The organism is Rhizomonospora bruguierae, from assembly GCF_018397995.1.
Lineage (GTDB): Bacteria > Actinomycetota > Actinomycetes > Mycobacteriales > Micromonosporaceae > Rhizomonospora > Rhizomonospora bruguierae.
In genome coordinates this window covers 139,013-159,820 of record NZ_BBQH01000017.1, presented here as the reverse complement: position 1 = coordinate 159,820, position 20,808 = coordinate 139,013, and the positions used below count along the sequence as shown (strand labels likewise).

Here is a 20,808-nt window from a genome sequence, read left to right as displayed (position 1 = left end):
CCGGCGCGTGTCACGCCGTCCGCGGTGGACCGGTGGATCCGCGGACCAGAAGCTGGGCGGTCAGGTCGCGCCGGGCGGTGCCGGCGCGATCGGGTTCTTCCATGAGGTGGAGCAGGAGTTCGACGCCGGCCCGGCCGGCCGCCTCCTTCGGTTGCGCGACGGTGGTCAGGGCGGGGTTCACCATCTCGGCGAAGACGATGTCGTCGAAGCCGAGGACGCTGATGTCGCCGGGGATGGCCAGCCCTCGGGCGGCGAACCGGTTGAGCAGGCCGAGCGCCACGAGGTCGTTGTAGGCCACGACGGCGGTGACCCCGGCCGCGAGGACGAGGTCGGCGGCGGCCACGCCGCCGGAGAACTGCGGCACGACGGTCGCGACCTCCAGCAGCTCGACGCCGGTCGCCGCGGTGGTGGACCGCAGCGCGCGCAGCCGCTCCCGGTTGGACCACGAGACGCGCGGCCCCGCGACGTAGCCGAGCCGGTGGTGACCGAGCGCCACGAGGTGCGCGACCGCCTGCCGGATCGCCTCGCCGTTGTCGATGGTCACCGCCGGGATGCGCCCGACGCGCCGGTTGAGCATGACGATCGGCGTCTCCCCCGCGACCGAGCGCACCTCGGCCTCGCTCATCCGCGGCGAGCACAGCACGATGCCGTCGACCTGCTTGCCGAGGGCGCGGACCAGGTCGGCCTCGAGGGGGGCCCGCTCGTCGGTGTCGGCGAGGAACACCGAGTAGTCGGACTCGCGGGCCCGCTCCTGCACCCCCTTGACGACGCCGGGGAAGAACGGGTTGGTCAGGTCCGGGACGATGAGCCCGATGTTGCCGGTCCGGCCGGTGATGAGTCCCCGCGCGGCCCGGTTGGGGTGGTAGCCGAGCTCGGCCACCGCCCGCCGCACCCGCTCGCGGGTCGCGGCCTGGACGAGCCCCGGCGTGGACAGGGCCCGGCTGACCGTCGACGGCGAGACGCCGGCCGCCCGGGCGACGTCCTTGATCGTGACGGGCATCCGCGGCCTCCTGTCCGTGCCTGCCGATGAGTCTGAAATCCTTTGCAGAACGTTGTCAAGAGTTTCCGCATGGTCGGCCTTGACCTCGCGGGCAGGCGCCAGCACAGTAATGAAAAGGTTTGTAGGATGCGGGAAGGGGACCGGTGAAGCACCTGCACCTGCACGAGGACCGCGCGCTCCCGCTCGATCCCGCGACCCGGGACGTCGCCCGCGCGGTGTACGCCGAGACGCGGTCGCTGCCGCTGGTGTGCATGCACGGCCACGTGGACGCCGCGGTACTCGCCGACGACACCCCGTTCCCGGACCCGGCCCGCATGCTCATCACGCTCGACCACTACGTCACCCGGCTCGTCCACGCCGCCGGCGTGCCGCTGGAGGCGCTCGGCGTGGGCGAGGGCCCCGGGGTCGAGCGCGACCCCCGCCGGATCTGGCGCCGGTTCTGCGCGCACTGGCACCTGTTCCGCGGCACGCCGTCGCGGTACTGGCTCACCCACGAACTCGTCGACGTCTTCGGCGTCACGCTCGCCCCGTCCGCCGAGACGGCCGACCGGCTCTACGACGAGCTGGCCGCGCGCCTGGCCGAGCCGGAGTTCCGCCCGCGGGCGCTGTTCAAACACTTCGGCATCGAGGTCCTCGCCACGACCGATTCGCCGCTGGCCGACCTGGCCGCGCACCGGCGGCTGGCCGCCGAGGGGTGGGGCGAGCAGGTCATACCGACCTTCCGCCCGGACTCCCTGGTGCACGTCGGGCACGCCGGCTGGCGGGCGGAGGTGGCCGACCTCGGCCGGCTGACCGACCTCGACACCGGCGACTACCGGGGCTACCTGGCGGCGCTGCGGCGGCGCCGGCTCGACTTCATCGCCGCCGGCGCGCTGGCCACCGACCACGGGCACGAGTCCGCCGCGGCGCAGCCGCTGCCCGAGGCGGAGGCGGCGCGGGTCTACGCCGCGGCGCGGGCCGGCACCGCCGAGCCGGGGCAGGTGCAAGCCTTCGCCGGGCACATGCTGTTCGAGCTGGCCCGCATGTCCGCTGAGGACGGTCTGGTCATGCAGCTGCACCCCGGTGTGCTGCGCGACCACGACCCGGCCGTGCTGCGCCGCCACGGCCCGGACCGCGGCTTCGACATTCCCGTCCCGGTCGAGTTCACCCGGTCGCTGCGGCCGCTGCTGGCGGCGTTCGGCCACGAGCCGCGGTTCCGGATGGTGGCGTTCACCGTGGACGAGACCACCTACAGCCGGGAACTCGCCCCCCTCGCGGGCGTCTACCCCGCCCTGCACCTGGGCGCGCCGTGGTGGTTCCTGGACAGCCCGCACGGCCTGCACCGGTTCCGGCAGGCGGTCACCGAGACGGCGGGCTTCTACCGCACGGCCGGCTTCGTGGACGACACCAGGGCGTTCGCCTCGATCCCGGCCCGGCACGACCTGGCCCGCCGGGTCGACGCCGGCTACCTCGCCGAACTCGTCGCCGGCCACCTGCTGGACCTGGACGAGGCGATCGAGACGGCGATCGACCTCGCGTACCACATTCCGCGGCGGCTGTACCGACGCCCGGCCGCCGCCCAGCCCTGACCCGCCCGGGCCGGCCCGGGCCAGCTTGCCGCCCGGCTAGGTTGCCGCCCGGCTGGAGGCGGGGGCGACCCCGCGCATCTTGATGGCGGTGTAGACGGCGGCGGCCAGGGCCACGTCGGAGAGCAGCATGAGGCCGATGGCGTACGAGCCTTCCACGCCGTACACCCAGCCCATGATCAGCGGGGGGACGAAGCCGCCGAGCCCGCCGGCGGCGCCGACGACGCCGGTGACGGTGCCGACCTTGTCGGCCGGCGCGACCTTGCCGACCAGGGCGAACACGGCGCCGCTGGCGGCACCGAGCAGGGCGGCCATGCCGAGGAAGGCGGCGGTCGCCACCGGCATCAGCGCGAGCTGGAACGCCTGGGCGACGGCGAACACGGCGGTCCCGCCGAAGCACCAGACCAGCACGGGCACCGGGTGGAGCCGGTCGGACAGCCAGCCGCCGATCGGGCGGGCGACGACGGCGAGGACCACGAAGCCGGCGGTGCGCAGCGCGGCGTCGTTGGCGCTCAGCTGGTAGGCGGTGCGCAGGTACGCCGGCAGGTAGACGCTGAAGGCGACGAAGCCCCCGAACCCGACCGCGTACAGGAAGCAGAGTTGCCAGGTGACGGCCAGCCGGGCGACGCCGGCAGTGCGCGCCCACGCGGAGCCGGCCGGGCGGGTGCGGCCGGGCGGATCGCGCAGCAGCAGGACCGCGACCACGGCGTACCCCGCGAGGATCGCCGCCACCAGGTAGAAGGGGGTGTCCGCACCGTACGCGTCGGCGAGCCGGACGGTGGTGAAGTTGCTGACGGCCGTGCCGCCCATGCCGATGCCGAACACGCCCAGGGCGAAGCCCTTGCGGGCCGGCGGGTACCAGCCGGAGACCACCGGCACGCCGACGGCGAACGCGGTGCCGCCGATGCCGAGGAAGAACCCGGCGACGATCAGCGCCGGGTAGCTGGAGACCACGGTGAGGGCGAGGACGGGCACGATGGTCAGCAGGCTGACGGCGGGGAACATGACCCGGGCACCGAGCCGGTCGGTCAGGGCGCCGACCGGGATGCGGCCCAGCGAGCCGACCACCACCGGCACGGCGACCAGCAGCGACTGCGCCGCGAAGCTGAGCCCGAGGCGCTCCTTGATCCCGGGGCCGAGCGGGCCGAGCAGCGCCCATGCCCAGAAGTTCACCAGGAAGCCGACGGTCGCGAGGGTCAGGTTGCGCGCGGCGCCGGGCGGTGCCGCCGGGGCGGCGGCCTGCCCCCCGGTGCGGGCGGCAGGGCCGGCCGCGGTGCTCATCGTCCACCTCGCGAGCGCTCGGTCGGCCGGGCCGGTGTGCCGCGGCGGGTGGTGGGGGCGCTCGGCGGGCCGCCCCAGCCCCGGCGAGCGGGCCGCAGGCCGGGGCGGGCGTCGCGGCTGCGGTAGACCACGTACGGCCGGGTGAGGTACCCGACGGGTGCGCTGAAGGCGTGCACCAACCGGGTGAACGGCCAGAACGCGAACAGGGCGAACGCGGCGAGGACGTGCGCCTGGAAACTCGCCGGCACCCCGGCCATCAGCTCCGGGTCCGGGCTGAGGTAGAACAGCGACCGGAACCACGGCGAGACGGTCTGCCGGTAGTCGTAGCCGTCGCCGGCGACATTGGCCTTGACCGTCGCCCACAGCCCGAGCACGATCACGGCGGCGAGCACCACGTACATCGCCTTGTCGTTGCGGGTCGTGGCGGCGAAGACCGGCCCGGTGAGGCGGCGGCGGGCGATGAGGATCGCCATCCCGATCAGCGTGCACAGCCCGGCCACGGTCCCGACGAAGACGGCCGTCAGGTGGTAGGTGTGCTCGGTGACCCCGACCGCCTCCGTCCACGACTTCGGCACGAGCAGGCCGCCGACGTGTCCGATCAGGACGAGCAGTACTCCGAAGTGGAACATCGGGCTGCCCCAGCGCAGCACGGCGCTCTCGTAGAGCTGGGACGAGCGGGTGGTCCAGCCGAACTTGTCGTACCGGTACCGCCAGATCAGCCCGCCGACCAGCACGGCGATGGCGAGGTACGGGTAGACCACCCAGAGCAGGACGTTCGTGTTCACGCGCGGCTCCCGGTCGGGTTCAGGGGTCCGTATGGTTCCAGGCCGACCTGTTCGTCGGGTGGGCCGGTGCGGGCCAGGCGGGCGGCGGCGGCCAGGTCCGCGGGGCGGGCGGCGGGCAGCGTCTCCCGCACCGCCTCGATGGCGTGCCGGTACACGGACTGCTCCCGGGTCAGGGCCTCGGCGAGCAGGTCCAGGCCGATGCGGTTCTCGCGCAGCAGCCGCCACCCGCCGCGGTCGGCGGCGGCCAGGTCCAGCACGGCGGGCAGGTAGTCGGGCAGCTCGCCGTCGACCACCGCCAGCCCGGCGGCCCGGTATCCGGCGGCGAAGCCGACCAGCGCCTCGCCGCGGCGGCGGGTGTCGCCGCACGTGTAGTACGTCAGGTGCAGGCAGCAGCGGCGGCGGAAGTCGAACAGCTCCACGTAGTCGGCGCGCAGCCGGATCGGGTCGGCGCCGGCCCGGTGCGCCGCGACGGCGCCGAGGGGCCCGGCGACCGGGGCGGGCAGGTCGGCGAGCGCGGCGGCCACCAGGGGCAGTGCGTCGAGCACCGGCTCGTCCGGGTAGCGCAGCAGCAGCGAGGCGGCGCGGGCGGCCACCGACCGCCAGCCCGGCCCGGCGCTCACTGCCCGCCCCCATCGTCGGGGTCCCGGCGGGGCGGGAACAGGCCCGCCGGACGGCCCTTGCCGTCCCAGTTGAGCAGGTTGACCCGGCGCGGCTGGTCGCCGGGGTCGGTGCCGGCGTCGGCGGTCTGCCGCGACCGCAGCATGTGGAACGTCTCCACCTGCACGGGCACCGCCGTGCCGGACGCCTCGCCGAACGGGCCGGTCTGGTACATGCCCGGGCCGCCGTCGTAGTCGAGACTGCACTCGGTGCCGAGTTGCTCCAGCCGGTGCGCGTCCTCGGCGTGCGCGGCCGGGATGACGTACCGCTCCTCGTACTTGGCGATCGCCAGCAGCCGGTACATGTCGTCCAGCTGCGCGCCGGTCATCCCGACGGCGGTGGCGATGGACTCGTTGCGCGGCTCGCCGAGGTTGATCCGGCGCTGGTAGGCGCGCATGGCGGCGAGCCGGTTCAGCACGGCCCGGACCGGCGCCGGGTCGCCCGCGGTGAACAGTCCGGCCAGGTACTCGACCGGGATCCGCAGCGCGTCGACGGCGCCGAACAGGTTGCCCGCGTTCTCGCCGTCGTGCCCGGTGTCGCGCAGCACGTCCACGACCGGTGACAGCGGCGGGATGTACCAGACCATCGGCATGGTGCGGTACTCCGGGTGCAGCGGCAGCGCCACCTCGTACCGCATGATGAGGTCCCACACCGGCGACCGCGCCGCCGCCTCGATCCAGTCGTCGGGGATGCCGGCGGCGCGGGCCTCGGCCGCCACCCGCGGGTCGCGCGGGTCGAGGAAGACCGAACGCTGGGCGGCGTACAGGTCCGTCTCGTCCTTCACGGCGGCCGCCGCGGCGACGGCGTCCGCGTCGTACAGCATCAGGCCGATGTACCGCAGCCGGCCGACGCACGTCTCGGAGCAGATCGTCGGCTGCCCGATCTCGATGCGGGGGAAGCAGAACGTGCACTTCTCCGCCTTGCCGGTGCGGTGGTTGAAGTACACCTTCTTGTACGGGCAGCCGGTCACGCACATCCGCCAGCCCCGGCAGCGGTCCTGGTCGACCAGCACGATGCCGTCCTCGGCCCGCTTGTAGATCGCGCCGGACGGGCAGGAGGCGGCGCAGGACGGGTTGAGGCAGTGCTCGCAGATGCGCGGCAGGAAGAACAGGAACGCCTTCTCGTACTCCTGGCGCACCCGGTCCGCGACCTGCCGCAGCACCGGGTCGCCGGCGGCGATCTCGTTGCCGCCGGCCAGCGAGTCGTCCCAGTTGGCCGACCAGGTCACCTTGGTGTCCTGGCCGGTCAGCAGCGACTTCGGCCGGGCCACCGGGGTGTCCTCGCCGGCCGGCGCGCTCAGCAGGTGCTCGTAGTCGTACGTCCAGGGCTCGTAGTAGTCCCGCATGGCCGGCAGCTTCGGGTTGGCGAAGATACCCAACAGCTTCCGGAGCCGCCCGCCGGCACGGGGCTTGAGCCGCCCGGAGCGGGTGCGCACCCAGCCGCCCTGCCAGCGCTCCTGGTCCTGGTAGGTGCGCGGGTAGCCCTGCCCGGGCCGGGACTCGACGTTGTTGAACCAGACGTACTCGACGCCGGACCGGTTGGTCCACGCCTGCTTGCAGGTGACCGAGCAGGTGTGGCACCCGATGCACTTGTCGAGGTTCATCACCATCGCCATCTGGGCCATGACGCGCATCAGTAGGTCACCTCCTGCGACCGACGGCGGATGACCGTCACCTCGTCGCGCTGGTTGCCGGTCGGGCCCAGGTAGTTGAACGCGAACGACAGCTGGGCGTACCCGCCGATCAGGTGGGTGGGCTTGACCAGCAGGCGGGTCAGCGAGTTGTGGATCCCGCCGCGCCGGCCGGTCCGCTCGGACTTCGGCACGTCGATCACCCGCTCCTGCGCGTGATACATGTAGACGGTGCCCTCGGGCATCTTGTGGGTCACCACGGCGCGGCAGACCACGACGCCGTTGCGGTTGACCGCCTCGATCCAGTCGTTGTCCCGCACCCCGATCTTCGCGGCGTCGGCCTCGCTCATCCACATCGTCGGGCCGCCCCGGGACAGCGTCAGCATGATGAGGTTGTCCTGGTACTCGGAGTGGATGGACCACTTCGAGTGCGGGGTCAGGTAGCGCAGGGTGATCTCCAGCTCGCCGTTGCGGCCGAGGCGGGGCTCGCCGAACAGCCGGTGCATGTCCAGCGGCGGGCGGAACACCGGCAGCGCCTCGCCGGCCTCCTGCATCCAGTCGTGGTCCAGGTAGAAGTGCTGCCGGCCGGTGAGCGTGTGCCAGGGCTTGAGCCGCTCGGTGTTGATGGTGAACGGCGAGTACCGGCGGCCGCCGTGCTCGCTGCCGGACCACTCCGGACTGGTGATCACCGGTACCGGCCGGGACTGGGTGTCGGCGAAGGTGATCTGCTTGCCCTCGTGCTCGGCGGCCAGGTCGGCCAGGCGTACCCCGGTGCGCCGCTCCACGTCGCGGAAGCCGGCGGTGGCGACCCGGCCGTTGGTGGTGCCGGACAGCGCCAGGATCGCCTCGCAGGCGTGCACGTCCCGGGCCAGCGACGGCCGGCCGTCGGCGACCCCGCCGCGGACCTGGCCGTTCTTGCGGCGCAGGTACTCGATCTCCGGGGTGACGTCGGTGTGCACGCCCTTGCCGGTGGTGCCCAGCCGGTCCAGCAGCGGGCCGAGCGCGGCCATCTTCTCCGCGACCGCGCCGTAGTCACGCTCCACAATGGTCAGTCGCGGCATGGTGCGGCCCGGCACGGGCACCTCGCCGGTGTCGCGCCAGTCGCGGACCACCCCGTGCGGGGTGGCCATCGCGTCGGCGGTGTCGTGCAGCAGTGGCGTGGCGACCAGGTCCCGGCGCACGCCCAGGTGGGTGCGGGCCAGACCGGCGAAGGCGCGGGCGATGCCGTGGAAGGCGTCGAAGTCGGTGCGGGTCTGCCACGGCGGGTTGATCGCCGGGGTGAACGCGTGCACGAACGGGTGCATGTCCGTGCTGTTCAGGTCGTGCTTCTCGTACCAGGTGGCGGCGGGCAGCACGATGTCGGAGAACAGCGTCGTGGACGTCATCCGGAAGTCCAGCGAGAGCAGCAGGTCCAGCTTGCCCTCCGGGGCCCGTTCCGGCCAGGTCACGTCCCGCGGCCGCAGCGACGGGTCGGCCTCGGTGGCGCGCAGGTTCGCGTCGGTGCCCAGCAGGTGCCGCAGGAAGTACTCGTTGCCCTTCGCGGACGAGCCGAGCAGGTTGGCCCGCCACACGGTCAGCACCCGCGGCCAGTTCTCCGGGGCGTCCGGGTCGGTGCAGGCGAAGCCGAGGCGGCCCGCGCCGACCTCGCCGGCCACCCAGCCGGTGGGGTCGTCCGGCGCCGCGGCCACGGCCTCGTCGGCCAGGTCCAGCGGGTTGCGGTCGAACGTGGGCGCCGACGGCATCCAGCCCAGCCGCGCCGACTGGGCCAGCAGGTCCATGGTGTGCTTACCGGCGAACGCGCCGCTGCCGGTGGGCGCCGCGACGACGTCGGCGGAGTAGGTGTCGTACCGCCACTGGTCGGTGTGCGTGTACCAGTAGGCGGTGCCGATCATCTGGCGCGGCGGCCGGCACCAGTCCAGCGCGAACGCCAGTTGCTGCCAGCCGGTGACCGGGCGGCACTTCTCCTGCCCGACGTAGTGCGCCCACCCGCCGCCGTTGACCCCCTGGCAGCCGGTCAGCGTGACGAGCGCCAGGATCGCCCGGTAGGTGGCGTCGGAGTGGAACCAGTGGTTGGTGCCGGCGCCGAGCAGGATCATCGACCGGCCGCCGGAGCGGTCGGCGTTGTCGGCGAACTCCCGCGCCACCCGGGCCACCTGGGCGGCCGGTACGCCGGTGATCGGCTCCTGCCAGGCCGGGGTGCACGGGGTGGTCGGGTCGTCGTAGCCGGTGGGCCACTGCCCCGGCAACCCGTCGCGGCCCACCCCGTACTGGGCCAGCATCAGGTCGAAGACGGTGGTGACCAGGGTGTCACCGATCCGCCGGGTGGGCACGCCGCGGTGCAGCACGCCCGGGGTGTCCGTGTCGAAGCGCGGCAGTTCCACCGTCACGGCCGGGCCGTCGCCGTCCAGGCAGGTCAGCGCGGGCTCCAGGGCGCCCAGGTCGAGGTTCCACTCGCCGGGTCGCTCCTGCCAGCGGTGGCCGAGGGTGCCGCGCGGCACGGCGGGCGCATCAGCCGTCGAGTCCCACAGCGCCGGCTTGAACGCCGCCTCCGCGCCCGCGTCGCCCAGGTCCTCGGCGGTGAGGAACTTGCCCGGCCGGTACCTGCCGTCGGCGGCGGGCTCCAGCGCGACCAGGAACGGCAGGTCGGTGAAGCGGCGCACGTAGTCCACGAAGCGCGGGGTGCGACGGTCCACAAAGAACTCGCGCAGCACGACGTGGCCCATCGCCATCGCCAGCGCGCCGTCCGTGCCGGGCTGGGCGGGCAGCCACTCGTCGGCGAACTTCACGTTGTCCGCGTAGTCCGGGCTGACCACGATGACCTTCTGGCCCCGGTACCGGGCCTCCGCCATCCAGTGCGCGTCCGGGGTCCGGGTGACCGGCACGTTGGAGCCCCACATGACCAGGTAGGTCGCGTCCCACCAGTCGCCGGACTCCGGCACGTCGGTCTGGTCGCCGAACACCTGCGGCGAGGCCACCGGCAGGTCCGCGTACCAGTCGTAGAACGACAGCATCGGCCCGCCGATCAGCGACAGGAACCGGGCCCCGACCGCGTGCGACACCATCGACATCGCGGGGATCGGCGAGAAGCCGGCCACCCGGTCCGGCCCGTACCGCTTGATCGCGTGCACGTGCGCGGCGGCCACGATCTCCTGCGCCTCGTCCCAGGACACCCGGACCAGGCCGCCCTTGCCGCGCGCCCGCTGGTACCGGCGCCGGCGCTCCTGGTCGGCCTGGATGTCCGCCCAGGCGGCGACCGGGTCACCGAGTCGCCGCTTGGCCTCCCGGTACATCTCGACCAGCACGCCGCGCGCGTACGGGTACCGCACCCGGGTCGGCGAGTAGGTGTACCAGGAGAACGCCGCCCCGCGCGGGCAGCCCCGCGGCTCGTACTCGGGCCGGTCCGGCCCCGCGGTCGGGTAGTCGACCTGCTGCTGCTCCCAGGTGATGATCCCGTCCCGGACGTACACCTTCCAGGAGCACGACCCGGTGCAGTTGACGCCATGGGTGGAGCGCACCACCTTGTCGTAGGACCAGCGGTCCCGGTAGAAGGCGTCCGCCTCCCGGCCGCCGATCTGGTACAGCGCCCGCCCGTCCGGCGACACCTCGGCCCGGCGGACCAGGCCGCCGACCGCCAGCAGGGCCCGGCCGGCATTCTCGATCGTGCCCGTCATGCGCTTTTATCCCCCAAAGTTGACCTTGTCAACACCCTCACCCCATCGACCCGGATCCGCAACCCGAGCCCGAGTTCCCCGCGCGCCGGCCCGTGCCGCCGCGGGCCGGGCCGGTGGGCGGGCGCTGGTCACGGTTGCTGGACGGCCGCTTCGAGGGTCGTCGCCGACGGGTTCGGCAGCTGCCGGCCGTTGACGAACACCGTCGGGGTGCCGTTGACCCCGCGGGCGGCCATCGCGTCGGTGACCCCGGCGACGAAGTCGGCGTAGCGGCGATCGCGCAGGCACTGCCCGAACGGTTCGCGCGGCACCCCGGCACCGGCGGCGAGGTCGATCAACTGGTCGTCGGTGTGCCCGGCGCCGCCCTCGGCCGGCTGGTTGCCGTACAGGGCCTTGGTGTACTCGGAGAGCTTTCCGGCGTCGGCCGCGCAGCCGGCGCCGGCGGCCGAGCGGGACGAGTAGCCGTTGGTCGAGTAGCGGTCGAGGATCGCCACCGGGTGGTACACCACGGTGATCCGCTGGTCGGCCACGAGCCGCTCGATCGTCGCGGCCGCGTCCTGCTCGAAGGCCCGGCACGCCGGGCACAGGTAGTCCAGGTAGATCTCCACCTTGGTGGGGCCCGAGCCGACGGTGAGCCCGGTGCGGTCGGTGGTCGCCGTGGCCGGCACCGGGAAGCCGTCGGCGGGCTTCTGGGCGGAGACCACCACCCAGCCCACCACCCCGGCCAGGACCAGTGCCGAGACGGCGGCCACGGACCCCCAGACGGTGCGCCGCCGGCGGCGCTGCCGCGCCATCCGTTCGCGCGCCGCCCGCGCGGCTCGCTCGCGTGCCACTCGCTTGCTCACCCGCTGCCTCCTCCTGGTCACGGACCGCCGGCAACCGGTCGGCCGGCACCGATGTGGCCGCCGGCCCCGGCCCGCGACCACGAGGGGGGTCGCACGCCGCCGTGGGCTCGGATCGCAGTCGTCGCCCGCCGTGAGCCTGCCGGGTCACCGACCCGCGCCATAGGGTCATTGGTCCCGGCCCGACGGGACCAATGATCAGGCCCTCCCCGGCGCGGCCGAACGGCCGCGCCGGGGAGGGTCCACAATGTTCGGTCAGAGGTGCCGGCGCACCGCCGCGGCCAGGTCGTGCACGTGTGGCGGCTGGAGGAACGAGTAGTGGTCGCCGGGCACCCGCAGCACCGGCGTGTCCGGGCCGAGGACGCTCAGCCACTGCGCCGTGTAGTCGTACGACGGTGTACGCGTTCGACATCGCCGGCGACCGGATCAGGCGCATCTGGGCGGTCCTCAACCCCGACAAACTCCGGCCCTGGACCACCGGCTGACCAGTGCGGCGTGGACGGCCCATCGATGGCGCGAACCGGGCGGCGTGGGGGATGATCCCTGCCATGCGCGTCGCCCGCCGTACCCTGCTCGGCGCCGGCCTGGCCGCCGCCGCCACGCTCACCGGTTGCGCCAAGGCCGGCGGCCCGGCATCGGTGGACCCGGCGGGCCCGTTGCCGCGGCCGTCCTTCAGCCCGGGTGCCGGCCTCGCAGTGCGTCGTATCCTCGGTCAGGCCCGGTACGCGGTTGACGTGCACCAGGTTCTCGAGCGGTACGTTCCGGCACCGCAGACGCTGCGGCACAACGGCTTTCCCGGCGCGGTCGCGCTGGTCCTGGTCGACGGTGAGCCGACCGTGCGCGTGGCGGTCGGCGAGGCGCTGCGCTACGGGGCCGGCCCAACCCTGCTGCCCCTCGGCGAGCGGGTCGCCATGCGCCCGGATTCGATCTTCGACCTGGCGTCGGTGACCAAGGTCTACACCGCGATCCTGCTCCTGCAACAGGTCGAGCGGGGGCGGGTGCGGCTCGACGCGCCGGTCGTCGAGTACCTGCCCGGGTTCACCGGTGCCGGCAAGGCGGCCGTCACGGTCGGGATGCTCCTCACGCACACCAGCGGCCTGCCCGTGGGCGCGACCGTCACCGGGCTGCCGGACGAGGCCGCGCGGTGGAACGCCGTCCTGGCCACCCCGCTCGTGGCCGGTGCCACCCCCGGCACCACGTTCCGGTACTCGAGCGTGGGCCTCATGATCGCCGGCAGGATCGTGGAGAAGGTCACCGGGCAGCGCCTCGACCAGGCGCTCAGGTCCAACCTGACCGGCCCGCTCGGGCTGACGGAGACCGGGTTCACCCCGAACGCGTGGCTGAGCGCCAGCGACCGCAAGACCCGGCTGGTCGCCACCGACGCCCGCTCGTCGCGCGGGCTGCTGCGCGGGGTGGTGCACGACGACGTGGCCAACCTCCTCGGCGGCGTCGCCGGCCACGCGGGCGTGTTCGCCAGCGCCGCCGATGTCGCCGCGATCGGCCGGCTGCTGCTCGACGCCGGCACCTACGGCGGCACGCGCGTCCTCGAAGCCGCCACCGTCCGGAAGATGCTCGTCAACGCCAACGCCGGCAAGCCCGCCATCGACCCGGACCACCCCACCCGCACCTCGGCGCACGGCCTCGGTGTGGTCCTCAACCAGCCGTGGTTCATGGGTCGCCTGTCGTCGCCGGGCACCTTCGGTCACACCGGCTTCACCGGAACCACGCTGGTGGTGGATCCCGGGCGGAGGCTCGTGCTGGCCCTGCTCACGAACCGCGCCCACCCGAACTGGAGTTGGGCCGACCCCGATCCCACCCGGGTCGCCGTCGCCGACGCCCTGGCCAAGGCGGTCTGAGCCGCTGACGGCCGCCCGGCGCCGCGCGAGCGCCCGCTCGACGAAGCTCGGCCGCCGCGCGGGTTGCTCGGCTACGGCGTGAGGAGGTCGGGCCGGTACACCCGGAACCATTCGCCGATGCGGCCGGTGCGCCAGTCGTGGTCGACGGCCGCGAGGCGCAGGGATGCCTCGCGGACCGTGCCGGCCGGCTGCCACGCCGGGCCGGCCCGGCGCTGCTGCGCCGCCTGCAGCGGGGTCAGCACCTCGCCGACCCCGACGATCCCGTATCCGGTGTTGGCGGCGGCGAACGCCGCGGAGTCGGCAGCGACGATGGACCGGGCGGCGCCGGTGGGTGCGATGACGATACCGGTGCGGCCCTGCGTCAGCACGGTGATTGCCTGGATGTCGGCCCACTTCATGCGCACGACAACGCCGTGGCGGCGCAGGAACTCGACACCGTTGGCGGACAGCCGCAGGACGTACCCACGGCTGGCGCCCCGCTGCAGCAGCGTGACCAGGCCGACCAGCCCGACCGGCAGCAGCACGGACAGGACCGGGCCGCCGAACACGTAGCCGAGCACCCAGGTGACGAGCGCGATCAGGATGTTGGAGACCAGGAACGGCTTGATGTGCGTGTGCCAGGTCTGCCGCCACGAGGCCCGGAACTCCTCGGGCCCATTACCGGGCAATGTCATGTACTGCTCCCTCGGCTCATATCGACGAACGGCCGGGAGCGGAGCCTACCGATCGATGCCGTACCCCGCCGCCCCGCGCCGGAAAGCCGATCGCTCCCGGCCTCAGCGGGGAGACCGGGAGCGATCGGATCCGGGGGGGATATCGGGGGGTCAGGTGTTGGCGGGTTCCTTGGTCCGCTCCGGCGCGGCGAACGTCTCGCTGGCCGGGGTGCGGGACGCGTGGACCAGGCCGGCGATCGACAGCAGCAGGAGCAGCCCCGCGCCCAGGTACATGGCCAGGGCGCCCTGCTCGGCCTTGCGGCCGAACTCGCTGAAGCCGTACGAGGTGAGCAGCATGCCGCGCAGCGACTCGCCCTTGAACACGGTCTCCCGCAGCGCGCTGGCCTGGGCGAGCTGCTGCTTCAGGTCCTCCAGGTTCGCGGCGTTGGTCTTCTCGGCCTCGGCGACCTGTGCCTTCAGCGCCGACTCCGGATCACCGAGCTCGGCGTAGGTCTTGCCACCGGACATCGTCTTCAGGTGCAACCCGATGAACTCGTTGGCGTAGCACTCGGCCTGCTTGCCGGTGGTCATCGGCTTGCCGGCGTTCTCGCGCAGGCAGTCCGACTTCTGCTCCTCGGCGGTCAACGTGTCGGCCGGCTTGAAGGTGATGTGCTGCTCAGCGAGTTGGTCGCGCACGTAGTCGTTCGCGAAGTTGGCGTTCGTCGTCAGGACGATGCCGACAACAAGCAGCAGGACCGCGAGGCCCAGCCCGCCGATGCTGAACAGCAGATCCAAGGTCCGGCGTTTCATGACTGCTCCCGTATGGGTGGTGAGTTCTGCTCGATGACGGTCCCATTGTCTCCGGCCTGGGCACCTCCTTCAGCAGGGCCAAACCCCCCGTTCCACCCGGGACCTTCGACCTGCCTCGGCCGGGCCGGTCAGCGGGCCGCCGTAGCACTGGGCGATCTTACCTGCCGTCGACGCGAGCCAATCGCAAAAGGGCCAGCGACCAGCACCCACACCGGGTAGGACCGAGATCGCGTCTGGTCACGCCCGCGGCGTCGAGCCCACTCTCCGCCACAGGAGCGTGACCGCCAGGAGGCCGGCCAGGCACGGCAGCATCCCGACCCAACCGAACAGTGGCGGCAGGCCGGTATCTCCCGAGGTGTCCTTCACGAGCAGGTTGAACAGGCCGATGCTAGCGGCGAGCGCGAGCATCAGGGTCGCGACGACGCGGGCCCACCGCTTGCCGGCCTTGACCGCCCAGATGGTGCCGAACCAGCAAACGACGCCGATTGCCCCCAGAACCGACAGGTAGACAAGGTACGTCGTGGCGGCGGTGTCGATGCGGTCCTGCGCGTACGCTGGGTAGCCGGCCCGGATGTGGCCGGCCAGCATGTTGCCGTTGGCGCGGTCGATGTACGGGACGATCGCCGCGACAACGGTAAGCGCGAGACCCGCGTACATCGCGCCGATCGCCGCTGGGGCATGACGCGTCTTGGTCATGATATTTATCTCCTTTTGCCCGAAATGCACCGCGTCATTCTGCATACCTACGGTGTAGATCGTAGCCTACGGTGTAGGTTGAACGCGACGAAAGGGCGACCAGTGGCGAAGCGCACACAGGGCAGACCGGCCGGGCTGAGCCGCGAGCGGATTGCCGCCGCGGCCGTGGACCTCGTCGATCGCCAGGGGCTGGAATCGTTCGGGGTACGACGTCTGGCATCCGAACTCGGCGTCGATCCGATGTCCATCTACAACCACATCAAGGGCAAGGCCGCGCTGCTGGACGCCGTCTCCGAGGCCGTCCTGACCGAGGTCTCGGCCCCCGCCACGCAGTGGCCGGACGACTGGCTAGACATCGCGCGCGCGATGGCCCACGGCTACCGCGACATGGCGGTGCGCCACCCCCGGATCTTCCCGTTGCTGGCGACCCGGGCGCAGACCTCGGCGGTGGCCCTCGCGGCGCTCGAGCGGCTGACCGCGGCGATGCGTCGCGCCACGCTCGCAGACCGGGCGGTCGCGGACGCGCCCCTGGTGCTCTTCGGGTTCCTCAACGGGTACCTGCTCGCCACCTTGAGCACGGATCCCGGCGGGAGCGACGCCCCCGCGACGCCACCCGCGTTCGATCCGGCCCGGTATCCGACCCTGGCCGCGCTGGCTCCCCTGCAAGCGGGGTTCGGCGGTGCCGCCGAGTTCGAGCGGATGTTGGAAGCGGTCCTGGCCGGTATCGCCGAGGGTGCAACCGGACCGCCCGCGACGCGTTAGGCCAGCCGCACCGCGGTCAGGCAGGTCGGCGCGTCCCGACCTGGGCGAGGACGACGGTCGACCCTTCCCCGTGCCATCTGCGGGATGCGCCCGCCGCGCCGCATAAAGGAGAACGGGGGCGAAGGTCACCGGGGCCGCCCGAACGGCGGCCCCACGGCCACGTGGAAGCAGTCAAATGCCGACCGGTATCCGTTCGGGATGCTCCACCAGCTCCCGCACGGCGACCAGCAGCGCCACCGCCTCCCGGCCGTTGACCACCCGATGGTCGTACGCCAGCCCGAGCTGCACCACCGTACGGCGCACCACCGCGGAGCCGTCCAGGTCCACTTCGTACTGGCGGCCGGCCAGCGACACGGCGCAGACCGTACCGGGGAGCACCACCGGCACGGCCACGCTCACGTCGTCCTCGGTGTGCAGCGCGAGGACGATGGTCGCCCCGGTCAGCTCGCCGGCACGGAAGCCGCCGGACAGCGCCCTGGCCCGCAGGCGCATCAGGTCCTTCGCGACGGCGGGCAGCGGCCGGGCGGCGACATCGGGGATCACCGGTACGTGCAGGCCGTTACCCACGTCGATGGTGATGCCGACGTTGACCTGGTCGGTGACCCGCACGGTGCCGTCGTCGACCGGCCCGGCGAAACAGAGCGGGAACCGCGGACGCAGCTCACCAAGCGCCTTGACGACGAGTTCGGTCAGGCCGATCAGGCAGCGGTGCTGGCGGGTCAGCTCGCGGGCGTGCGCCAGCGCCGCGTCGACGCGCACCTTGACCGCGACGAACGCGGCGGGCACGGTGCGGTGCGACTCGGCGACGACCGCCGCCACGGCGCGTTGGACGGGCGACAACGCCACCAGGTCCGACCCGCCGGCAGGCGAGGCAACCGCGGCGCCGGGAGCCGGTCGCGCCTGGGCAAGGGACTCGATGTCGGCGACGCGGATCACCTTGCGGTCCAGCGCGCTGACCGCCGCCGGGTCGACACCAAGCTCAGCCATCCGGCGCCGCGCCGGCTCGGTGACCACCTGGCCCGGTTGACCGGGCGCGGTGGCCGGGTCAGCCGCAGCTGTCTCTACAGTGGGCATACGACCCGACTCGATGTATCGCTGCCGTTGGGCTTCGTCGGCGACGACCACCCCGATCAGCTCGCCCACGGCGCACTCCGCGCCGGCCTCGAACAGCGGATGCAGCACACCGTCGCCGGCGCAGGTCAGCTCCTCGGCCGCCTTCGCCGTCTCCACGGTCACCACGGCATCACCGGTGCTGACCCGCGCCCCGGGTGCCACCAGCCACTCGACCAGGATGCAGGTGGCGTCGTTGCTGGTGAGCTGCGGAACCCGGATCTCGACGCTACCCATGGCACATCTCCTCGACCGCGCCGGCGATGGAACCGTCCTGCGGGAGCACCGCGCGCTCCAGGTGCGGCGCCGCGGGCACCACGCTGTCGGCGGCGTGCAGGAGCCGCACCGGCCGGCGCAGGCGGCCCCACAGCTCGGTGTGCAGCGTGTGGGCGACCTCGGCGCCCCAGGTCCCGCCGGCGGTGCTGTCCTCCACGACCAGCACCCGGCCGGCCCGCCCGGCACCGTCCAGGACGGGCGAGAGGTCCACCGGATACAGCCGGGCCGGCACGTGCAGCTCGGTGACGATCTCGGACTCCAGCAGCAGGCGGCGCATCGCGGCCAGCGCCCGATCGGCGACGCCGCCCGGAGCGACCACAATGCACTCCGGCGGCGCGTCGTCCAGCCGGACGCGGGCGACGCCGGGCCAGTCACCGACCACGTCGTACCGGAACAGGTCGTCGGCCGCGCCGTCGCGGCGCATCCAGTCGGTGTAGAGCACCTTGTCCTCGAAGAGGACGGCCGGTTCGCCCGCCGCCAGGATGCCACGCAACAGATCCGTCGTGTCGTGGTACGGGGTCAGCTCGTAGACGGCCAGCGAGGGCACGCCGACGAAGTGCTTCTGCAGGCTCTGGCTGTGCGTCGGGCCGTACCCGCGGTTGCCCCCGGTCGGGCAGCGCAGCACGACGGGCATCGGCACCCGCCGCCCGTACATCGTCACCGACTTCGCCGCGAAGTTGACCACCTGGTCGAAGGCGAGGGTGGCGAAGTCACCGAACATGATCTCGACGATCGCCCGGTCGCCGGCGAGGGCCAGCCCGCCGGCGAGCCCGACGATGCCGGCCTCGCTGATCGGCGTGCCGAGCACCTGCCGGGGAAACCGGGTGGACAGACCCCGGGTCACCTTGAACGCGCCGCCGTAGGGGTCGAGGATGTCCTCGCCCAGCAGGTACAGCCGCGGATCGTCGGCCAGCGCCGTGGCCAGCGCCGCGTTGAGGCTTTCGGCTACGCGTTGACGAGCTGCCACGGCGACTCCGCTGGATTGTCGGATGGGGACAGCGCCGCCGGGGACGGTGCCGGTGGGGTGGCCGGCGGTCGGGCGCTGACCTCCGCGACGACCTCGGCCACCCGGTCGCGCTGTTCGGCGTCGAGGCGCGCGAAGCGCTCGCCGCAGAGCCGGGCGTGGCGGGGGTACCAGTCGTGCTCGCGCAGGGCGGCCAGTTGCTGCGGCGGGCGGGCGTCGTCGCCCTTGCTGTGCGGGCCGAGCCGCCGGGTCGCGAACTCCACGACGAGCGGTCCGGCGCCGTCACGGACCCGGGCGAGCGGACCGGCGACCAGATCCCGCATCGCCGCCACGTCGTCGTCGGCGACGTGCAGGTAGGCGGCACCGAACGCGGCGGCCCGGCCGGCGATCGTGCCGGCGAGCTGAGCCGCCGTCGGGGTGCTTTGGGCGATGCCGTTGTGTTCGACGGCCACCACGAGCGGCAGCCGCCACAGGACGGCCAGGTTGAGCGCCTCGTACACCGCGCCCGCGCCCCACGTGCCGTCGCCGATGTGGGCGCAGGCCAGCTTTCCGGGCTCGGTGCGGGCCAGGTGCAGGGCCGTGCCGGCGGCCACCGGCACGCTCTCCCCCTGAACGCCGGTGGAGAGGAACCGCCCGCGCAGCAGGTGCTGGCTGCCGCCCACGCCGGCGCAGACCCCGCCGGCCCGCCCCATGATCTCGGCGAGCAGCCCGGCCGGGTCGTCGAACCGGGCCAGGTAGTGGCCGTGGCCGCGGTGGTTGCTGAACTCGAAGTCCCGCTCGTCGAGCAGGTCCGCCAGCGCCACGGCGACCGGCTCCTGGCCGAGGCAGGTGTGCGTGGTGCCGGCCAGCCGGCCGGCGGCGAAGAGGTCCAGCAGCGCGGTCTCGAAGTGCCGGATCAGCAGCAGCCGGCGCAGGTCGGCGTCGGTCGGTTCGGTCACCGCGCACCGTCCCGCGCACCGGCCCGGCGGGCGGCCAGCTTGACCAGCGCCGCGCGGCGCTCCGGGCTGAGCCGGGCGACCCGCTCCGCGCCGGCGATGCCGGCCTCGGCCGTGACCGGGCCGGGCGTCGCCGGTGCGTCCAGGTTGGACAAATAGTGCTCCAGCTCCGCCGGGTCGAGCCGGCCGGCGAAGTCGGTCGCCACTCGCCGGCCGCGGGTCGCGATGTCCCGGTAGTGCTCCGGCTCGCCGAGCAGCCGGTCCAGGGCGGCCAGCCACGGGTCAAGATCCTGCGGGGGTACGACCGGGGCGGGGTACGGTTCGTCGTCGCGCTGCGGGCGATACTCGCTGATCGGGCGGACCGGCAGCAGGTACGGCACGCCGAGCTTGGCCTCGGTGAGCCCGCCGACATCGCTGGCGAGCACCGGTATGCCGTGCAGCATCGCCTCCACCGCCGCGTACCCGAACGTCTCGTCCCACAGCGAGGGCATCAGCAGGACCCGGGTGCGCCGCAGCAGCTCGACGATGTCGTCCACCGGATCGGCCACCTCGATGTTGGGCCGGCGGGCCAGCTCCGTCCGGTCCGCGTCGGTCGTCCCCCAGGTGGGGACGGCCAGGAACCGGACCTCCGGTCGGGCGTCCGCGAGACCGAGCAGAACGGACACTCCCTTGTAGCCACACGGGTTGATCATCGTGACCGCGCCGGAGTCCGGGCGGCCGAGGTCCGGGTGCGGGCCCGGACCGTACACCGGTGGGTAGATCAGCGCGGGGTCGAGCCCGCCCCACCGGACGGCGTAGTCGCGGGCGGCCCGGCTGACCGCGACGACGCCGGCGCACCGGCGCACCAGCCGCAGGCCGGACGCGCCGGGGTAGAACGTCCGCGGGCCGAAGGGCACCTGCTGCAGCGTGTGCACCAGGTACACCACCCGGTCGGGGCTGGCACGCAGCGCCGTACCCAGCATGAGCAGCCCGGGATCGTCGGAGGGGACGAGCGTGCGGTCGGGTTGGAGCGCGTCGGTGAGCTGCCGGGCGTACGGGGCCAGTCGGGCCGGCTCCGTGACCACGTGCACCTGGACGCCACGGTGCTCGAAGACGAGCGCGTCACCGCTGCGGCGGGGCGGCGGGGCGCCGAGGCGGACCAGGTGGGCGACCAGGTCGGCCTCGGACATCCGGTGCTCGGTGGCGTGCAGCGGCGCGACCGCGACGCACCGGTGGCCGCGGGCGGCGAGCCCCTCCAACATGATCCGGTTGGACTTGTTGGCGCCGCCGTGGCTGGGCAGGTAGCGCATGTTCTGGGCGAGCAGCACGCGCATCCGGC

Annotated in this window: 17 protein-coding genes; 3 read left to right on the top strand and 14 right to left on the bottom strand. The window is 73.3% G+C overall.

Annotated features, from left to right (window positions below):
* Positions 1 to 10: 10 nt before the first annotated feature.
* Complete coding sequence (locus KJS59_RS09175) at positions 11 to 1,000, bottom strand: LacI family DNA-binding transcriptional regulator (RefSeq protein WP_213452045.1); 990 nt, start codon at positions 998 to 1,000, stop codon at positions 11 to 13.
* A 143-nt stretch (positions 1,001 to 1,143) separates the two neighbouring features.
* Here KJS59_RS09175 and uxaC point away from each other — a divergent pair, with 143 nt between their 5' ends.
* Entirely contained in the window at positions 1,144 to 2,568 is a 1,425-nt protein-coding gene (uxaC, locus tag KJS59_RS09170) for a glucuronate isomerase (protein WP_213452043.1), read from the top strand.
* A gap of 36 nt (positions 2,569 to 2,604) precedes the next feature.
* Here the strand turns inward: uxaC and KJS59_RS09165 are convergent, their stop codons facing one another.
* From KJS59_RS09165 to KJS59_RS09140, 6 genes are all read right to left on the bottom strand, one after another.
* The gene (locus tag KJS59_RS09165; RefSeq protein WP_213452041.1) at positions 2,605 to 3,846 is read right to left on the bottom strand and encodes an MFS transporter; all 1,242 of its coding nucleotides are present in this window, start codon (positions 3,844 to 3,846) and stop codon (positions 2,605 to 2,607) included.
* Positions 3,843 to 4,631, bottom strand: coding sequence for a respiratory nitrate reductase subunit gamma (gene narI, locus KJS59_RS09160; protein ID WP_213452039.1), 789 nt, complete (start codon positions 4,629 to 4,631; stop codon positions 3,843 to 3,845). Before narI ends, KJS59_RS09165 begins: the two co-directional genes overlap by 4 nt.
* Positions 4,628 to 5,251, bottom strand: a complete 624-nt coding sequence (gene narJ, locus KJS59_RS09155) for a nitrate reductase molybdenum cofactor assembly chaperone (RefSeq protein WP_213452037.1) — start codon at positions 5,249 to 5,251, stop codon at positions 4,628 to 4,630. The genes narI and narJ overlap by 4 nt, the downstream gene beginning before the upstream one ends.
* Positions 5,248 to 6,921, bottom strand: a complete 1,674-nt coding sequence (gene narH, locus KJS59_RS09150; protein ID WP_213452035.1) for a nitrate reductase subunit beta — start codon at positions 6,919 to 6,921, stop codon at positions 5,248 to 5,250. Before narH ends, narJ begins: the two co-directional genes overlap by 4 nt.
* Positions 6,921 to 10,589, bottom strand: a complete 3,669-nt coding sequence (locus KJS59_RS09145) for a nitrate reductase subunit alpha (RefSeq protein ID WP_213452033.1) — start codon at positions 10,587 to 10,589, stop codon at positions 6,921 to 6,923. The genes narH and KJS59_RS09145 overlap by 1 nt, the downstream gene beginning before the upstream one ends.
* 128 nt (positions 10,590 to 10,717) lie before the next feature.
* Positions 10,718 to 11,431 carry a DsbA family protein gene (locus KJS59_RS09140; protein WP_213452031.1) on the bottom strand — a complete coding sequence of 238 codons (714 nt, stop codon included), beginning with the start codon at positions 11,429 to 11,431 and terminating at the stop codon, positions 10,718 to 10,720.
* Between the two features lie 545 nt (positions 11,432 to 11,976).
* Between KJS59_RS09140 and KJS59_RS09135 the strand changes: the two genes are divergently transcribed.
* Positions 11,977 to 13,284: a serine hydrolase domain-containing protein gene (locus KJS59_RS09135; RefSeq protein ID WP_249713994.1), complete on the top strand. Its 1,308-nt coding sequence runs from the start codon at positions 11,977 to 11,979 to the stop codon at positions 13,282 to 13,284.
* A gap of 71 nt (positions 13,285 to 13,355) precedes the next feature.
* Here KJS59_RS09135 and KJS59_RS09130 read toward each other — a convergent pair whose 3' ends face one another.
* From KJS59_RS09130 to KJS59_RS09120, 3 genes are all read right to left on the bottom strand, one after another.
* Positions 13,356 to 13,958, bottom strand: coding sequence for a hypothetical protein (locus KJS59_RS09130; RefSeq protein WP_213452027.1), 603 nt, complete (start codon positions 13,956 to 13,958; stop codon positions 13,356 to 13,358).
* Between the two features lie 150 nt (positions 13,959 to 14,108).
* Complete coding sequence (locus KJS59_RS09125; RefSeq protein WP_213452025.1) at positions 14,109 to 14,747, bottom strand: hypothetical protein; 639 nt, start codon at positions 14,745 to 14,747, stop codon at positions 14,109 to 14,111.
* A gap of 237 nt (positions 14,748 to 14,984) precedes the next feature.
* On the bottom strand, positions 14,985 to 15,488 hold the full coding sequence (locus KJS59_RS09120; protein ID WP_213452023.1) for a hypothetical protein: 504 nt from the start codon (positions 15,486 to 15,488) through the stop codon (positions 14,985 to 14,987).
* Positions 15,489 to 15,545: 57 nt separating this feature from the next.
* Here KJS59_RS09120 and KJS59_RS09115 point away from each other — a divergent pair, with 57 nt between their 5' ends.
* The gene (locus KJS59_RS09115) at positions 15,546 to 16,205 is read left to right on the top strand and encodes a TetR/AcrR family transcriptional regulator (RefSeq protein ID WP_213452021.1); all 660 of its coding nucleotides are present in this window, start codon (positions 15,546 to 15,548) and stop codon (positions 16,203 to 16,205) included.
* Between the two features lie 171 nt (positions 16,206 to 16,376).
* Here KJS59_RS09115 and KJS59_RS09110 read toward each other — a convergent pair whose 3' ends face one another.
* The 4 genes from KJS59_RS09110 to KJS59_RS09095 are packed head-to-tail and all read right to left on the bottom strand — an operon-like array spanning position 16,377 to position 20,803.
* Entirely contained in the window at positions 16,377 to 17,552 is a 1,176-nt protein-coding gene (locus KJS59_RS09110) for a 2-oxo acid dehydrogenase subunit E2 (protein WP_213452019.1), read from the bottom strand.
* Complete coding sequence (locus tag KJS59_RS09105; RefSeq protein WP_213452017.1) at positions 17,545 to 18,558, bottom strand: alpha-ketoacid dehydrogenase subunit beta; 1,014 nt, start codon at positions 18,556 to 18,558, stop codon at positions 17,545 to 17,547. Before KJS59_RS09105 ends, KJS59_RS09110 begins: the two co-directional genes overlap by 8 nt.
* Complete coding sequence (locus KJS59_RS09100) at positions 18,537 to 19,493, bottom strand: thiamine pyrophosphate-dependent dehydrogenase E1 component subunit alpha (protein ID WP_213452015.1); 957 nt, start codon at positions 19,491 to 19,493, stop codon at positions 18,537 to 18,539. Before KJS59_RS09100 ends, KJS59_RS09105 begins: the two co-directional genes overlap by 22 nt.
* The gene (locus KJS59_RS09095; RefSeq protein ID WP_249714001.1) at positions 19,490 to 20,803 is read right to left on the bottom strand and encodes a glycosyltransferase family 4 protein; all 1,314 of its coding nucleotides are present in this window, start codon (positions 20,801 to 20,803) and stop codon (positions 19,490 to 19,492) included. Before KJS59_RS09095 ends, KJS59_RS09100 begins: the two co-directional genes overlap by 4 nt.
* Positions 20,804 to 20,808 lie beyond the last annotated feature (5 nt).

Coding starts and splice junctions, on each gene's coding strand:
- KJS59_RS09175 (WP_213452045.1), bottom strand. CDS start 1,000: ATGCCCGTCACGATCAAGGACGTCGCCCGGGCGGCCGGCGTCTCGCCG.
- KJS59_RS09165 (WP_213452041.1), bottom strand. CDS start 3,846: ATGAGCACCGCGGCCGGCCCTGCCGCCCGCACCGGGGGGCAGGCCGCC.
- narH (WP_213452035.1), bottom strand. CDS start 6,921: ATGCGCGTCATGGCCCAGATGGCGATGGTGATGAACCTCGACAAGTGC.
- KJS59_RS09145 (WP_213452033.1), bottom strand. CDS start 10,589: ATGACGGGCACGATCGAGAATGCCGGCCGGGCCCTGCTGGCGGTCGGC.
- KJS59_RS09135 (WP_249713994.1), top strand. CDS start 11,977: ATGCGCGTCGCCCGCCGTACCCTGCTCGGCGCCGGCCTGGCCGCCGCC.
- KJS59_RS09130 (WP_213452027.1), bottom strand. CDS start 13,958: ATGACATTGCCCGGTAATGGGCCCGAGGAGTTCCGGGCCTCGTGGCGG.
- KJS59_RS09125 (WP_213452025.1), bottom strand. CDS start 14,747: ATGAAACGCCGGACCTTGGATCTGCTGTTCAGCATCGGCGGGCTGGGC.
- KJS59_RS09120 (WP_213452023.1), bottom strand. CDS start 15,488: ATGCAGAATGACGCGGTGCATTTCGGGCAAAAGGAGATAAATATCATG.
- KJS59_RS09110 (WP_213452019.1), bottom strand. CDS start 17,552: ATGGGTAGCGTCGAGATCCGGGTTCCGCAGCTCACCAGCAACGACGCC.
- KJS59_RS09095 (WP_249714001.1), bottom strand. CDS start 20,803: ATGCGCGTGCTGCTCGCCCAGAACATGCGCTACCTGCCCAGCCACGGC.